This is a genomic window from Streptomyces durmitorensis (assembly GCF_023498005.1).
Taxonomy (GTDB): domain Bacteria; phylum Actinomycetota; class Actinomycetes; order Streptomycetales; family Streptomycetaceae; genus Streptomyces; species Streptomyces durmitorensis.
Map to the genome: position 1 here is coordinate 3,199,674 of NZ_CP097289.1, position 14,701 is coordinate 3,214,374.

Genomic DNA, 14,701 nt, shown 5'->3' on the forward strand with positions numbered 1-14,701 from the left:
CGGCCACCGCCCGGGGCCATCACCTGCCCTTCGGACTGGCGGGATTCGGCGGTGGGACTGCCTTGGTGGCGGGGACTACTTCTTGTCGTTCACACCGAGCGAGACGTAGTCGTAACGACCGCTGTAAGCGGCGGACGAGTAGACGTTGGTCGCCCGCGAGGAACGCCACGAGATGTTCTTCTCGTAGATGAAGGGCATCCAGTAGGCCTTGTCCACGATCTCGTGGGCCAGGTCGGTGTAGATCTCACCGGCCTTGTTGGGGTCGACCGTGGCGATCGCGTCGTCGAAGTACTTGTCGATCTTCGGCTCGTCGATCTGCGACTCGTTGTAGTTGCCGTTCTCAGCGATGAAGCGGCTGTCGAACAGCGGCTGGGCGTAGCCCTGGCCGGTGGGGAAGTCAGGACCCCAGCCCGCCATCGTCATGCCGATGCCGCGCTTCTTCACCACCGAGGGAGAGCCGGTGATGCTGGAGGAGTCGGCGCCGTCGATCTGGTCGACGTCGGCGTTGATGTTGACCTTCTTCAGCTGCTCCTGGAGCGCCGTGGCGGCGTCCACCTCACCCGGCTGGTTGGTGCGCGCCGAGATCTTGGTCGAGAAGCCGTCCGGCTTGCCGCACTCCTTGAGCTGAGCCTTCGCCTTGGCGACGTCCGGCTTGCCCTTGCGCTCCTTGATGCCGTACGGGTCGTAGTCGTCGTGACCCTTGATCGACTTCGGGAAGACGTTGGTGGCGATCTCACCGGCGGCGACCTCGCCGCCACGGGTCTTCTGCAGGCTCGCGAAGTCCGTGGCGTAGAAGACGGCCTTGCGGCAGGCCTCGTTGTCGAACGGCTTCGTCTTGGTCACCAGGGCGACGTAACGGACGAAGTCCGTCTGCATGTTGTCGACGTTGTCCTTGTGATCCTGAATGGCGGTGGTACGACCCGACTGGGTCATGCCGGTGCCATTCATGTCGATGTCGTAGTCGCCTTCCATCAGGCGCTTGTCGTTCTCTTCGAGGTTCGCCGAGATGGTGACCGAGATCTTGTCCGGCAGGGCGGGACGGACCGGGTCGGACGACTTCTTCCAGTTCGGGTTGCGCACGAGCGTGATGCTCTTGCCGGCGCTGTAGTTCTGGAACTTGTACGGGCCGGAGGAGAACGGGCGCTGGGTGTACTTGGCGCCGGTGTCCTCGGACTGCTTCACCGGGGTGCCCGACGGCATCGCGAGCATCTGCTCGAAGTCGCCGTTCTTCTTGGGCAGCTTGAAGATGATGGTGTTGTCGTCCGGCGTCTCGATCGCCTTCAGACCCAGCTTGTCCTTCGACTTGTCCTCGTAGGGGCCCTTGTACTCGCCCTTGGGGTCGAGCGTCGTCTTCAGGTACGCGGGCCCACCGGTGATGACCTTGGTCGCCCAGATGCGCTCGATGCCGTACTTGATGTCCTTGGAGGTCAGCTTCGAGCCGTCCTCCCAGGTGAGGCCGGAACGCAGCTTGTACGTGTAGGTCTTCCCGTCGTCGCTGATCTTCGCCGTGGACTCGGCGAGGTCGGGGACGAGCTTGTTGGACGCGGCACCCGGCTTGGTGTCGTACGTGATCAGCGTGCGGGTGTAGTACCGCATGAAGTCCCACGTCATGCCGTAGTACGCGCGCTGCGGGTCGGCCGAGTCCAGGTCCTGCTTGGCGATGAACTTGAGCGTTCCGCCCTTCTTCGCCGACTTGTTCGCGACGTTGCCGATCGCCTTGTTGTAGCCGGCACCCTTGCTGTCGTCGTCGTCGCTGCCGCCGCCGCACGCCGTGGTGGTCACCAGCGCCGCCACGACGAGGGCCGCGCCTGCGGTCAACCGTCGTTTAGAGGAACCTGTGGGCATTTCTCGCATCCTCCGAGATTCGCGGTCCTTGGCTTTGACTGCCTTAAGAACCATGGGAAGAGCCACCTGACGCTGCGGCAGGGGCAAGCCAGTTGGAGCTGTTTACCGAGTTCCCTTGGGGTCCAGGGCGTCGCGCAGCCCGTCACCGAAGAGGTTGAAGGCAAGCACGGTCACGAAGATCGCCAGGCCGGGGAAGACCATGAACATCGGGTCGTGCTCGTACGTCGCGAGCGCGTCCCGGAGCATGCCGCCCCAGGAAGCCGTCGGCGGGCGTACACCTGCGCCGAGGAAGCTGAGTGCCGCTTCGGTGAGGATGTTGGTGGGGATCATGAGCGTGGCGTACACGGTGATCGGAGCGACCAGGTTCGGCAGCAACTCACGGAAGAGGATGTGCCGTTGACCGCCGCCGAGACTGCGGGCCGCTTCGACGTACTCGCGTTCGCGCAGGCTGAGGGTCTGGCCTCGGACGATGCGCCCGACGTAGGGCCAACCGAAGAAGCCGATCACCAGGATCAGTACGGCGATGCGGACGCCGCTGCCGGTGAGCCCGAGCAGGTCGTCGGGCAGGACCGAGACCAGGGAGATCACGAAGAGCAGCTGCGGGAAGGCGAGCAGCACGTCCATGACCCGGCTGATCAGCGCGTCGATCCAGCCGCCGAAGTATCCGGCGATGATCCCGAAGAAGGTGCCGAGCACCACGGCCACCACGGCGGCGAGGAACGCCACGAGGAGCGAGATCCGGGCGCCGTAGACGATCCGGCTGAAGACGTCGCGTCCCTTGTTGGGCTCCACCCCGAAGAGGAAGTCCCAACTCATGCCGCCGAACGCGCCCTTGGGCAGGTTCGTGAGGTCTTCCAGCTCGTCCTGGTGGAACTCGTTGGGCGGGTGGCCCAGCAGGGAGACGATCAGGGGCGCGAAGACGGCGACAAGGACCAGGACGAGCACGGTGATGCCGCCGGCCAGGGCGACCTTGTCCCGCTTCAGGCGGTTCCAGGCGATCTGCTTGAGGGACCGCCCCTCGACCTTCTTCACCCCTGCATCAGCTGCGGGAGCGACGTCCGCTGTCGGGTCCGCGTCCGCAGGTGTGTCATGCAATGGTGCCGTCATCGTGGCAGGGACCCCTCTCAACCGGTGGTGACCGGCCCGCACTTGTCGCTGTAGCGATGTGATCAGTCCGTCGTACACAGGGGCGAAGCGCCCCTGGTGCGGGAGTCTTCATCGGGGTCGCGATCTGTTACCAGCCTTGACGGTGAATGGATGCGCAACCGTGATGCTGATCGAGGTGTTCCGTTATCCGGACGCACGTGAACGAGGGGCGAACACGGGGCAGTTGGGTCGCAAGGTGCCACGAGAGCCCATAGGGCCCCTCCGCCATCAGAACGGACATCGTGACGGTCAGGGCAGGTATACGAGCCGCGGTGGCCGGTTCAAGACCCCTTCAGGGGCCTCCGAACGCCGCGTCGCGGCCGCTTCAGTACTGCGCGGGGTAGCCGTATCCGCCCGCGGGTGCCGGGGCCGGCTGGGCCTCGCGGTCGTAGAAGGGCCTGACGTTGGCGCGCAGCCACATGGCCACGGGGTCGTACGCGTCCGACATCGCGACGGTCGACACGGGCAGGCCGTCGGGGACGGCGGCGATCGACTGCTGCATCATCGTGCGCACCCCGTCGACCGACGACGGCGACGTGTCGTACACATCGAGGCCGATGGCCAGGTACGGCGCGCCGAGCGCGGGCTGCACCCAGGCGCGGCGCAGCGAGCGGACCGCGGGGGTGCGGTGCGCGTTCTGCGTGAGCAGGGCGTAGAACTGGGGGATCTCGATGGCCGGCTCGGTGAGCCGCAGCGGTCCTGCGGGCAGCAGGTCGAGGCCCGACGCGATGCGCCGCAGGTCGAGCCAGGGGATGCCGACGCCGCCGCCGGGGGCGTGCGGGTTGAGCCAGAGGCCGTAGTGGTCGGGGTAGAGGGTGCGGGAGATGTCGAGGCCGCTGACCACCTCGTACGAGCGGTTCCAGCCACTGGCGGAGAGCTCCTGGGCGGAGGTCACGCACGGCGCGTACCCGAGGCCCTCGACCTCCATGTTTCCGTACTGCGCGTCGGGGGATCCGGCCTGGCCGTGCCAGAGCAGCATCCACACCTGGTCGGCGGCGAGCGCCCGCAGGAGCGCCTCGTAGGCGTCGTAGCGCCCCGGTGTCACCTGGCGCAGCATGTGCTCGACCTGCCCGGCCGCAGCCGTGCCCGACGCACTCACCCTTAACCGCCCCTTCGCGATGACCCGCTGACCCGGTGGCCCCGGGTCATGAAACCAGCTTAAGCGGCGATCCTGACGCCGACTTGACGTACGGCACCCTCACACACGTACCTGCACATGTCCTTACACAGGTCCGTGCTCGTGCCCCGGGCTCCGGCCGAAGAAAGGCCTGACCCGCTCGCGCAGCCAGTCCCCGACCGGATCCTGGGCCACGTCGAGCAGCACCAGGTTCACCGGCCAGGCCACCGGGGCCTGGCCAAGAGCACGACCCACGGCCTCCATCGGCAGCTCGCGCGCGTTGCCCTCCCAGGAGGTCAGTTCGACGCCGACGAACAGCGTGGGGTCCTCGCCCTCGACGCTCGCCAGGCAGCGGCGTGCGCTCAGGACGACCCCGGTGGCCTCGAACTCACGGGCGGCGGCGGACAGGAAGTCCACCGGGTCCTCCTGCCAGTCCGGTTCGAAGAGGCGTACGCGGCCGCCGCTCGCGGGCCCGTCCAGCGGGGTGCGCCCGGCGCGGCAGAGCTCGGCGACGGCAGGCGGCGGCAGCGGGACCCCGACCGTGCCGTCCGGGTTGACCGCGATGCCCAGCTGCGGGGGCAGGCCGCGCGCGAACTCCACGGCGGGCGCCACGGTGCAGCCCATCCGGCCGCCGGTGGCCTGCTGGAACTGCTGCTCGGAGCTGAAGACGGGGACGTAGGCCTGGCCCTCGATCTCCAGCGTGGGCAGGTCCAGGGTGCCGCTGTCCGGGGCTCCGCCGTTCGGCAGCGGGACCCAGACGTGGCTGCGGCCGAGCACCTCGACGATGCGGGCCCCCGCGGAGGCACCGGTCGGGGGCGCCCCCGGCGTGGCCAGCGATGCCGCCAGCACCTCTTCGAGTTCGTTGCCCGGCCATCCTCCGTAGGGATGGGCGTGTGCCTGCGCCGGAAAGTCCATCTCTTTAACCCCTGCTCGGTCCCGCTCTGCCTGCGGCACGACCCTAACGTGGCGGCGGGCGGCTCAGTCGCCGAAGCCGATCCCCCGCAGCACGCCCGCCGCCGTCCGGTCGAGCAGCACCGCCGAGCCGCAGCCGCGCGGCAGATCGCCCCGCTCGGCGGCGCCGACCAGGCGGCCGACCGTCCTGCGGTGGCGCGCGAAGGCGTACCGCGACACGCCGCGGCCGCGCGAGAGCTGGCCCTCTATGGCGGTGTCCGGCGGCACGTCGAGCAGCAGCAGGTGCAGCGTCGTGCCGCGCCGCGCGGCCTCGCGGGCCAGCCAGCGGCGCACCCAGGTCTGGGTGCCGCAGTCGTGCACCACGACGCTCTCGCCGGAGCGCAGGGCCCTGCGCAGCCCCGCGTAGTGCGCGAGGCGCACCAGGGGGCGGTACACCGCGTACGGCAGCAGACCCGGCATGCGCCGGGCCCAGCGGTCGCGGGTGTCCTGCGAGTCGATGCGCGGGCCCGTGACGGCTCTGCGCATCAGCGTGGACTTGCCGCTGCCCGGCAGCCCGGAGACGACGATCAGGTCGCCGTCGCCGAACGTCAGCCGGTGCGGGCTGTGACCGGCCCGCTGCCGCAGGTCGCGGACGACGGCCGTCGGCAGGGCGCCGCAGCTCTCCCTGGTGGGGGCGGCGGCCTGTTTGGGCAGGGCCACCCCTGTGTTGGTCGCGTAGACACTCGTCCTGCGCACCGTGATCGGCCTCCCCATAGCGGTCACGTACCTGCTTCCCGCAGCTTCCCCGGCAAGTGTAAAGAGAAGGTAATGCGGCACAAGGGCATTACTGGACTGGCACTGCCCTGTGACGCGGGCGCGTGCAATGATGTGCCCGCAAACTCCATACAGGCCGTTTGAATCCGCGCGGGAGAGTCCCCGGCCATCGTCGTACGACGTTATGACGCACCGGGGCGCCGAAGGAGCAAGTCCCTCCCTTGAATCTCTCAGGCCCCGTACCGCGCGGGCGAGGCACATCTGAAAAGCGGGCCGCCCCGGCGGCTCCACCCAAGGTGCAAGTCATGACCCCCTGTACGTGCGGGTCGTGGTGAACCTCTCAGGTTCCGATGACAGATGGGGAGGATCGACCTCGCCCGTCATGCCCTGGGAGTTCCACGTATGAGTACCGCCCCCCGTCTGACTGCCCTCGATGCCGTGCATCGCGCGCTCGGCGCGACCATGACCGACTTCGCGGGCTGGGACATGCCGCTGCGCTACGGCAGCGAGCGTGACGAGCACATCGCCGTCCGCACCAAGGCCGGTCTCTTCGACCTCTCCCACATGGGCGAGATCACGGTCACAGGCCCCGAGGCCGTGGACTTCCTGAACTTCTCGCTGGTCGGCAACATCGGCTCCATCGGTGTCGGCCGCGCCCGCTACACGATGATCGTCGACGCGGACGGCGGCATTCTGGACGACCTGATCGTCTACCGCCTCGGCGAGGCCGAGGCCCCCGAGTACATGGTGGTCGCCAACGCCTCGAACGCGCAGGTCGTGCTCGACGCGCTCACCGCCCGCGCCGACGGCTTCGACGCCGAGGTCCGCGACGACCGCGACGCGTACGCCCTGCTCGCCGTCCAGGGTCCCGAGTCCCCCGGCATCCTGAAGTCACTCACGGACGCCGACCTGGACGGCCTGAAGTACTACGCGGGCCTGCCCGGCACGGTCGCCGGTGTCCCCGCGCTGATCGCCCGCACGGGCTACACCGGCGAGGACGGCTTCGAGCTCTTCGTCGCGCCCGGCGACGCCGAGAAGCTCTGGGGCGCACTCATGGAGGCCGGCGAGCCCGTCGGCCTGGTCCCGGCCGGGCTCTCCTGCCGCGACACGCTCCGCCTTGAGGCGGGCATGCCGCTGTACGGGCACGAGCTGACCGCTGAGCTGACGCCCTTCGACGCCGGTCTCGGCCGGGTCGTGAAGTTCGAGAAGACCTCGCAGTCCGACACCTTCGTGGGGCGCGCCGCGCTCGCGGCCGCCGCCGAGCGCGCCGAGACCGCTCCCCCGCGCAAGCTGGTGGGCCTGGTCGCCGCGGGCCGCCGCGTCCCGCGCGCGGGCTTCTCCGTGGTGGCGGACGGCAAGGTCATCGGCGAGGTCACCTCCGGCGCCCCGTCCCCGACGCTTGGCAAGCCGATCGCCATCGCGTACGTCGACGCGGCGCACGCCGCCCCCGGCACCGAGGGCGTGGGCGTGGACATCCGGGGCACGCACGAGCCGTACGAGGTCGTGGCGCTGCCGTTCTACAAGCGCCAGAAGTGACACCCCGCACAACAGCCTCGTTCATCAGCACTCCCCCGCGTACAGGAGAATTCAGGTCATGAGCAACCCCCAGCAGCTGCGTTACAGCAAGGAGCACGAGTGGCTCTCGGCCGTCGTGGAAGGTGTGGCCACCGTCGGCATCACCGAGCACGCGGCCAACGCGCTCGGTGACGTCGTCTTCGCCCAGCTCCCCGAGGTCGGCGAGACGGTGACCGCGGGCGAGACCTGCGGCGAGCTCGAGTCGACGAAGTCCGTCAGCGACCTGTACTCGCCGGTGACCGGTGAGGTCGTCGAGTCGAACCAGGACGTCGTGGAGGACCCGTCGCTGGTCAACTCCGCGCCCTTCGAGGGCGGCTGGCTGTTCAAGGTGCGTGTCGCGGATGAGCCGCAGGACCTGCTCTCCGCCGACGAGTACACCGAGTTTTCCGGCAGCTGAAGCCTCCTAAAGACCCCTAGGGACCACCTGATGTCGCTTCTCAACACCCCTCTCCACGAGCTGGACCCGGACGTCGCCGCCGCCGTCGACGCCGAGCTCCACCGCCAGCAGTCCACCCTGGAAATGATCGCCTCGGAGAACTTCGCTCCGGTCGCCGTCATGGAGGCCCAGGGCACGGTCCTGACCAACAAGTACGCCGAGGGCTACCCCGGCCGCCGCTACTACGGCGGCTGCGAGCACGTCGACGTCACCGAGCAGATCGCGATCGACCGGATCAAGGACCTGTTCGGCGCCGAGTACGCCAACGTCCAGCCGCACTCCGGCGCCTCCGCCAACCAGGCCGCCCTCTTCGCCATCGCCAAGCCCGGCGACACGATCCTCGGCCTGGATCTGGCGCACGGCGGCCACCTCACGCACGGCATGCGCCTGAACTTCTCCGGCAAGCAGTTCAACGTGGTCGCGTACCACGTGGACGAGGCCGGTCTGGTGGACATGGCCGAGGTCGAGCGCCTGGCCAAGGAGAACAGCCCGAAGGTGATCATCGCGGGCTGGTCCGCCTACCCGCGCCAGCTGGACTTCGCGGAGTTCCGCCGGATCGCCGACGAGGTCGGCGCGTACCTGTGGGTCGACATGGCGCACTTCGCCGGGCTCGTCGCCGCAGGGCTGCACCCGAACCCGGTGCCGTACGCGGACGTGGTCACCTCCACGACGCACAAGACGCTCGGCGGCCCGCGCGGCGGCGTCATCCTGGCCCGCAGCAAGGAGTTCGCCAAGAAGCTGAACTCCGCGGTCTTCCCCGGCTTCCAGGGCGGCCCCCTGGAGCACGTGATCGCGGCCAAGGCCGTCTCCTTCAAGGTCGCGGCCTCCGAGGAGTTCAAGGAGCGCCAGCAGCGCACCCTGGACGGCGCCCGCATCCTGGCCGAGCGCCTGGTGCAGGACGACGCGAAGGCCGTCGGCGTCGACGTCCTGTCCGGCGGCACGGACGTGCACCTGGTCCTGGTGGACCTGCGCAACTCCGAGCTCGACGGCCAGCAGGCCGAGGACCGCCTCCACGAGGTCGGCATCACGGTCAACCGCAACGCGGTCCCGAACGACCCGCGCCCCCCGATGGTCACCTCGGGCCTGCGGATCGGTACGCCCGCGCTCGCGACCCGTGGCTTCCAGGAGGACGACTTCCGTGAGGTCGCCGACGTCATCGCCGAGGCGCTGAAGCCGGGCGACGTCGACACGGAGTCGCTCAAGGCCCGCGTCTCGGCCTTGGCAGCCAAGCACCCGCTGTACCCCAACCTGTAGCATTTTCGTACGCTTTCCTTCGTACGAATCTTCGGGGCACCGCGCACACTGGACAGTGAAGACAGTGAGTGCGGTGCCCCGGCTCATGCCCCGCGTTCGTAGTTTTCTGCACCACCCCGGCAGACAACGGCGTCTACCAACCACCATTGGAGTTTCTCGTGGCCCTCTCGGTCTTCGACCTGTTCTCGATCGGCATCGGCCCGTCCAGCTCCCACACGGTCGGTCCCATGCGCGCCGCCCGCATCTTCGCGAGCCGCCTCAAGAACGAGGGCCTGATGGCCCACACCACCGCCATACGCGCCGAGCTCTACGGCTCCCTCGGCGCGACGGGCCACGGCCACGGCACCCCGAAGGCGGTCCTTCTCGGCCTGGAGGGCGAGTCCCCGCGCGAGGTCGACGTCGAGTCCGCCGACGACCGCATCGAACAGATCAAGAGCACGGGCCGCCTCAACCTCCTCGGCATGCACGAGATCGACTTCGACTTCGACGAGGACCTGGTCCTGCACCGCCGCAAGGCCCTGCCGTACCACGCCAACGGCATGACGATCTTCGCGTACGACCGTGAGGGCGCCCTCGTCCTGGAGAAGACGTACTACTCCGTGGGCGGCGGCTTCGTGGTCGACGAGGACGCGGTGGCCGGCGAGAACCCGATCGTGCCGGACGACACGGTGCTGAAGCACCCCTTCCGCACGGGTGACGAGCTCCTGCGCCTGGCCTCCGAGACCGGCCTTTCCATCTCCGCTCTGATGCTGGAGAACGAGAAGGCCTGGCGCACCGAGGCGGAGATCCGCGAGGGCCTGCTCGACATCTGGCGCGTGATGCAGGCGTGCGTCTCGCGCGGCATGTCCCGCGAGGGCATCCTGCCGGGCGGCCTCAAGGTCCGCCGCCGCGCGGCCAACTCCGCGCGCCAGCTGCGCGCCGAGGGCGATCCGCAGGCCCGCGCCATGGAGTGGATCACGCTGTACGCGATGGCGGTGAACGAGGAGAACGCCGCGGGCGGCCGTGTCGTGACCGCCCCGACGAACGGCGCCGCGGGGATCATCCCGGCGGTCCTGCACTACTACATGAACTTCGTGGCCGGCGGGTCCTCCCAGGAGGAGCGGGAGGACGGCGTGGTCCGCTTCCTGCTCGCGGCCGGCGCGATCGGCATGCTCTTCAAGGAGAACGCCTCGATCTCCGGCGCCGAGGTCGGCTGCCAGGGCGAGGTCGGCTCCGCCTGCTCGATGGCGGCGGGCGCCTTCGCCGAGGTGCTCGGCGGCAGCCCCGAGCAGGTCGAGAACGCCGCGGAGATCGGCATGGAGCACAACCTCGGCCTGACCTGCGACCCGGTCGGCGGGCTCGTCCAGATCCCGTGCATCGAGCGCAACGGCATGGCGGCCGTGAAGGCCGTGACCGCGGCGAAGATGGCGATGCGCGGCGACGGCAGCCACAAGGTCTCCCTCGACAAGGTCATCAAGACCATGAAGGAGACCGGGGCCGACATGAGCGTCAAGTACAAGGAGACGGCGCGGGGCGGGCTCGCGGTGAACATCATCGAGTGCTGAGCCTGCGACAGGGCTCGCCTAGCAGGTGGCGACAGGGCTCTCCTAGCAGGTGGCGTCGGGGCGGACCGGCTTCAGGTCGGTGAGGTAGGCGTCGACGGCGTCCGTGACGCAGGCGCTGCTGCGGCCGTACGCGGTGTGGCCCAGGCCCTCGTAGGTCAGGAGCATCCCGCCGGGGAACTGGTCCGCCAGGCTCTCGGCCTCCTCGTACGGGGTGGCCGGGTCGCCGGTGGTGCCGAGGCCAGTCCTCGCAGGAGAGTTCGTCGGTCACGCTCGTGGTGCCGTAGCCGTGGGCCGCCCAGGCCGCGATGGAGAGGCCGAGGCCCGTCGGCCCCGCCCTGTGCCCCCTGCCCCCAGCACCCAGCACCGTGCTCACCGCGCGAAGAACAACGCCTCCGCGCCCACCGGCCGGTACCCCGCCGCCTGAAAGGCCCGCACACTGCGTGCGTTGCCCGCGGACTGCTGCGACCACACCGGGGATCCGCCGGGCACCAGATGCCGGGCGGCGAGCGCGAGCGCCCGGCCGAGCCCCCGGTGCCGTACGTCCTCCTCGACCTCGATCGCTGCCTCCCAGCGCCCGGCGAGCCCGCGCCCGAGCACGAGGACGCCGCCGCCCGCGCAGGCCCATACCCGCACGTCGTCGCGGCGCTTGCGGGCCCGTACCACCCGGGGGTGGTCCGGGTCGTCGATCTCGCGCAGGCCGAGGGCCGGTTCGGGGCCGCCCGGCAGGGCGTCGGCCACGGTCAGGAGGTCGGTGGTGTCCGTCGCGCGTCCCGTGCGCGCCAGGAAGGCGGCGAGGAACAGGGGGTTCATCGTGGCGGCCAGCGGATCGCAGTCGAGCGCGGCGAGGGTGTCGTGCACCCATGCCGGGTCCTCGTCCGTGAAGACCACCGAGTGCGCGGTGAAGGCGATCACGCCCGCGTCGCGGTGGCAGGGCTGCGGCACGACGGTGGTGGTGCCGTCGGGCGGCGGGAACCGCCCGTGGGCCGCCGCGTCGAGGATCGCCCCGAGCGTGGCAGGGGTGCTGGCCATGGGCGTACTCCTTGTGATCGCGTCCCCGGACGGCCGATACCCTAGCCCTCGTCAGTAGTGCACCAAGAAGGGGTGGATCCGGTGGCGGACATCGAGGAAGCGCGCAAGACGTTCGACCAGTTCGACGCGGACGGCGACGGCTTCATCACGGCGGCCGAGTGGAAGTCGGCGATGGCGAAGATGGGGGACTTCTACGTCACCGAGACGGTGGCCGAGGCCGTGATCGGCACGAAGGACACCGACAAGGACAAGCGTCTCTCCTTCGACGAGTTCTGGGCGAGCCTTAACAAGTAGCGGCCTGAACAATTAGCGGGACACGACGCGGAAGGGGTCCGGCACGCGCGAGCGCCGGGCCCCTTCCGCGTACCTCAGCGGGCGCGCCGCGCCGCCCGCACGCTCCACCGGCCCTCGGTGCGCTCGAGCCGCACCGGGTGGTCGAAGCACTTGCTGATCTGATCGCTGGTCAGTACGTCGTCCACGGCGCCGGAGGCGAGCGCGCGGCCGTCGCGAAGCAGCAGCGCGTGCGTCGTACCGGCCGGGAGCTCCTCCAGGTGGTGCGTGACCAGGACCGTGGCGAGCTCGGGGTGTGTCTCGCGCAGGGTGTCCAGGCTGTCGAGGAGGCGTTCGCGGCCCGCGAGGTCCAGCCCGGTGGCCGGTTCGTCGAGCAGCACGAGCCGCGGCCTCGGCATCAGCGAGCGCGCGATCAGGGTCCGTCCGCGCTCGCCCTGCGAGAGCGTGGGCCAGCGCGCGTCCGTGCGGTGCGCGAGGCCGAGCATGGCGATCAGGCGGTCGGCCTGCTCCTCCTGCTCGGGTGTGGGGCGCCAACGGGGCAGCGGTTCCACGCTGTTGGTGAGCCCGGTGAGGACGACGTCGCGCACGCGCAGGGGTGAGCGCAGCGGGTGACGCGGGTTCACATGACCTACGTACGCGCGGAGTTCGCGCAGGTCGACGCTGCCCAGGCGACGGCCGAGCACCTCGACCGTGCCGTGCGTGGGGTGGGTGACGGCGCCGCAGAGGCCGAGCAGGGTCGACTTGCCCGCGCCGTTCGCGCCGAGCAGCGCCCAGTGCTCGCCGGGGCGGACGGTGAGGGTGACCTCTTCGAGGATGGGGCGCCCCTCGCGCACGACGGTGACGGTGTCGGCGTGCAGGACCGGGGTCATCGGGCGACCGCCGCTCGGTTGACCGCCGCTCGGTTGACCGCCGCGAGCACGGCCTGCACGGACGCGGTCAGGACCGAGGTGTCCAGGCCCGCGCCCCAGCGCACGGCATCGCCCACCCGGCACTCCGCGTACGCGATGGCCTCGCTGCCGCCGCCCGCCTCGGTGGCGTGTTCGGAGTAGTCGAGGATGCCGACGGTGATCCCGGCCGCGGCGAGCGCCTCGACGAACGCGGACAGCGGGCCGTTGCCCACGCCTTCGAAGTCCCCTGTGCGGTCGCCGACTTGGAGGGTGCAGACGAAGCGGTGGGCTCCGTCAGGGGCCCGGTCGGTGGTCCAGGAACTCAGCTCCACGTCGCCGCCACCGCCCTGTCCCGGTGCGACGTAGGTCGCGCGGAACAGCTCGTACAGCTCCTTGGCGCTCGCCTCCCGCCCGCTGTCGTCGGTGGCCTCCTGCACCACGCGCGAGAAGTCGGGCCGCATGCGCTGCGGGAGGTCGAGGCCGTGCCGGGTCTGCAGCAGGTACGCCATTCCACCCTTGCCGGACTGGGAGTTGACCCGGATGACGGCTTCGTAGGACCGGCCGATGTCGGCGGGATCGATGGGCAGATACGGCACGTCCCACGGCGCCTGGCTCTCCGGGACCCCCAACTCGGCCGCGCGGCGGGCGTGATGGGCGAATCCCTTGCTGATGGCGTCCTGGTGGGTGCCGGAGAAGGCGGTGTGGACGAGGTCGCCCGCGTACGGGTGGCGGGGGTGCACGGGCAGCCGGTTGCAGTGCTCGACGACCTCGCGCACGGCGTCAATGTCGGAGAAGTCGACCATGGGGTCGACGCCTTGGGCGTACAGGTTCAGGGCGAGGGTCACCAGGTCCACGTTGCCGGTGCGCTCGCCGTTGCCGAAGAGACAGCCCTCGACGCGCTGGGCCCCGGCCAGGACGGCGAGTTCGGCGCAGGCTACGCCCGTTCCGCGGTCGTTGTGGGGGTGGACGGAGAGGATGACAGAGCCGCGCCGGGAGAGGTTGCGGTGCAGGTACTCGATCTGGTCGGCGTACACGTTCGGGGTCGCGATCTCCACGGTCGCGGGCAGGTTGTGGGTGACGGGCCGGTCGGGGCTCGCGTCCCACAGCTCGGTCAGACCGTCGCAGACTTCGAGTACGTAGTCGGGCTCGGTGAGGTTGAAGGTCTCCGGCGAGAACTGGAACCGGATGTCCGCGCCCGGCCGCGCGTCGGCCAGGCGGGCCATGTGCGTGGCGGCCTCCGTGACGACATCGTGCACCTGCGCGCGCGACCGGCCGAGCACGACGTCGCGCCAGACGGGCGAGGTGGGGATGTACAGGTGCACGACCGCGCGGGGCAGTCCCTCGATCGACTCGAAGGTGCGGTCGATGAGTTCGGGCTTGGCGGGGGTGAAGACGACGATGCTGACGTCTTCGGGGAGACCGCCGCTCGCGCTCAGCGCGGCGAGGTCGCGCACGAAGTCGAAGTCGGCGCGGCTGGCCGACGGATAGCCGACCTCGATCTCCTTGAAGCCCATCGAGACGAGCAGATCGAAGAAGCGCCGCTTGCGACCGGTGTCCATCGGCTCGGCGAGCGCCTGATTGCCGTCGCGCAGGTCGACGGGGACCCAGAGGGGGGCGCGCTCGATGCGGGAGCTGGGCCAACTGCGCTGGATCGAGGGGACGTTGACCCGGTCTTGGTACGGGCGGTAGCGGTGGTGCGGCATGGGGCCGGGGCGCTGCGGGTTCCAGTCGTACGCGATGTCGTACGCGGTGGCGCTCATCGGAAGCGGTGTCCTTCGGCTCGCGATCGGTTGCCGACCGGCAGCACGGCACCCCGCGGCGGGGTGCCGGTCGCTTCAGGCCCCGCCGCGGCAGCCGAGAAGAAGGAGACCGCAGAAGATCATGGCGGTAGACTAGCCACACCTCAGCTCCT

At 69.9% G+C, this 14,701-nt stretch carries 14 protein-coding genes and 2 riboswitches; of the genes, 5 read left to right on the forward strand and 9 right to left on the reverse strand.

The window, feature by feature from the left end:
- Positions 1-75: 75 nt before the first annotated feature.
- From M4V62_RS14145 to M4V62_RS14165, 5 genes are all read right to left on the reverse strand, one after another.
- Positions 76-1,845, reverse strand: a complete 1,770-nt coding sequence (locus M4V62_RS14145) for an ABC transporter substrate-binding protein (RefSeq protein ID WP_249587613.1) — start codon at positions 1,843-1,845, stop codon at positions 76-78.
- Positions 1,846-1,947: 102 nt separating this feature from the next.
- Positions 1,948-2,952 carry an ABC transporter permease gene (locus M4V62_RS14150; RefSeq protein ID WP_249587614.1) on the reverse strand — a complete coding sequence of 335 codons (1,005 nt, stop codon included), beginning with the start codon at positions 2,950-2,952 and terminating at the stop codon, positions 1,948-1,950.
- Positions 2,953-3,316: 364 nt separating this feature from the next.
- Complete coding sequence (locus M4V62_RS14155; protein WP_249587615.1) at positions 3,317-4,090, reverse strand: enhanced serine sensitivity protein SseB C-terminal domain-containing protein; 774 nt, start codon at positions 4,088-4,090, stop codon at positions 3,317-3,319.
- Between the two features lie 123 nt (positions 4,091-4,213).
- Entirely contained in the window at positions 4,214-5,023 is an 810-nt protein-coding gene (locus tag M4V62_RS14160) for an enhanced serine sensitivity protein SseB (RefSeq protein WP_249587616.1), read from the reverse strand.
- Between the two features lie 63 nt (positions 5,024-5,086).
- Positions 5,087-5,773 carry an AAA family ATPase gene (locus M4V62_RS14165; protein ID WP_249592823.1) on the reverse strand — a complete coding sequence of 229 codons (687 nt, stop codon included), beginning with the start codon at positions 5,771-5,773 and terminating at the stop codon, positions 5,087-5,089.
- Between the two features lie 141 nt (positions 5,774-5,914).
- Positions 5,915-6,028, forward strand: a riboswitch (glycine riboswitch).
- Positions 6,029-6,140: riboswitch (glycine riboswitch) on the forward strand.
- 35 nt (positions 6,141-6,175) lie between these two features.
- Between M4V62_RS14165 and gcvT the strand changes: the two genes are divergently transcribed.
- The 4 genes from gcvT (at position 6,176) to M4V62_RS14185 (ending at position 10,582) form a co-directional block, all read left to right on the forward strand.
- Positions 6,176-7,309: a glycine cleavage system aminomethyltransferase GcvT gene (gene gcvT, locus M4V62_RS14170; RefSeq protein ID WP_249587617.1), complete on the forward strand. Its 1,134-nt coding sequence runs from the start codon at positions 6,176-6,178 to the stop codon at positions 7,307-7,309.
- A gap of 58 nt (positions 7,310-7,367) precedes the next feature.
- Positions 7,368-7,745 (forward strand): glycine cleavage system protein GcvH, encoded by a 378-nt coding sequence (gene gcvH / locus M4V62_RS14175; protein ID WP_249587618.1) that lies wholly within the window; start codon positions 7,368-7,370, stop codon positions 7,743-7,745.
- A 30-nt stretch (positions 7,746-7,775) separates the two neighbouring features.
- Positions 7,776-9,038 carry a serine hydroxymethyltransferase gene (gene glyA / locus M4V62_RS14180; RefSeq protein WP_249587619.1) on the forward strand — a complete coding sequence of 421 codons (1,263 nt, stop codon included), beginning with the start codon at positions 7,776-7,778 and terminating at the stop codon, positions 9,036-9,038.
- Between the two features lie 158 nt (positions 9,039-9,196).
- A complete protein-coding gene (locus M4V62_RS14185) occupies positions 9,197-10,582 on the forward strand; it encodes an L-serine ammonia-lyase (RefSeq protein ID WP_249592824.1) in 1,386 nt (461 codons plus the stop codon).
- Between the two features lie 42 nt (positions 10,583-10,624).
- On the opposite strand, the gene M4V62_RS14190 is transcribed toward M4V62_RS14185, so the two are convergent.
- Positions 10,625-10,771, reverse strand: coding sequence for an alpha/beta hydrolase (locus M4V62_RS14190; RefSeq protein WP_249592825.1), 147 nt, complete (start codon positions 10,769-10,771; stop codon positions 10,625-10,627).
- Positions 10,772-10,951: 180 nt separating this feature from the next.
- A complete protein-coding gene (locus M4V62_RS14195) occupies positions 10,952-11,611 on the reverse strand; it encodes a GNAT family N-acetyltransferase (RefSeq protein WP_249587620.1) in 660 nt (219 codons plus the stop codon).
- Between the two features lie 81 nt (positions 11,612-11,692).
- On the opposite strand from M4V62_RS14195, the gene M4V62_RS14200 reads away from it, so the two are divergent.
- On the forward strand, positions 11,693-11,905 hold the full coding sequence (locus tag M4V62_RS14200) for an EF-hand domain-containing protein (protein ID WP_249587621.1): 213 nt from the start codon (positions 11,693-11,695) through the stop codon (positions 11,903-11,905).
- A 74-nt stretch (positions 11,906-11,979) separates the two neighbouring features.
- Here the strand turns inward: M4V62_RS14200 and M4V62_RS14205 are convergent, their stop codons facing one another.
- Together M4V62_RS14205 and leuA are read right to left on the reverse strand one after the other, a co-directional pair.
- On the reverse strand, positions 11,980-12,771 hold the full coding sequence (locus M4V62_RS14205; RefSeq protein WP_249587622.1) for an ABC transporter ATP-binding protein: 792 nt from the start codon (positions 12,769-12,771) through the stop codon (positions 11,980-11,982).
- Entirely contained in the window at positions 12,768-14,549 is a 1,782-nt protein-coding gene (gene leuA, locus M4V62_RS14210; protein ID WP_249587623.1) for a 2-isopropylmalate synthase, read from the reverse strand. Before leuA ends, M4V62_RS14205 begins: the two co-directional genes overlap by 4 nt.
- Positions 14,550-14,701 lie beyond the last annotated feature (152 nt).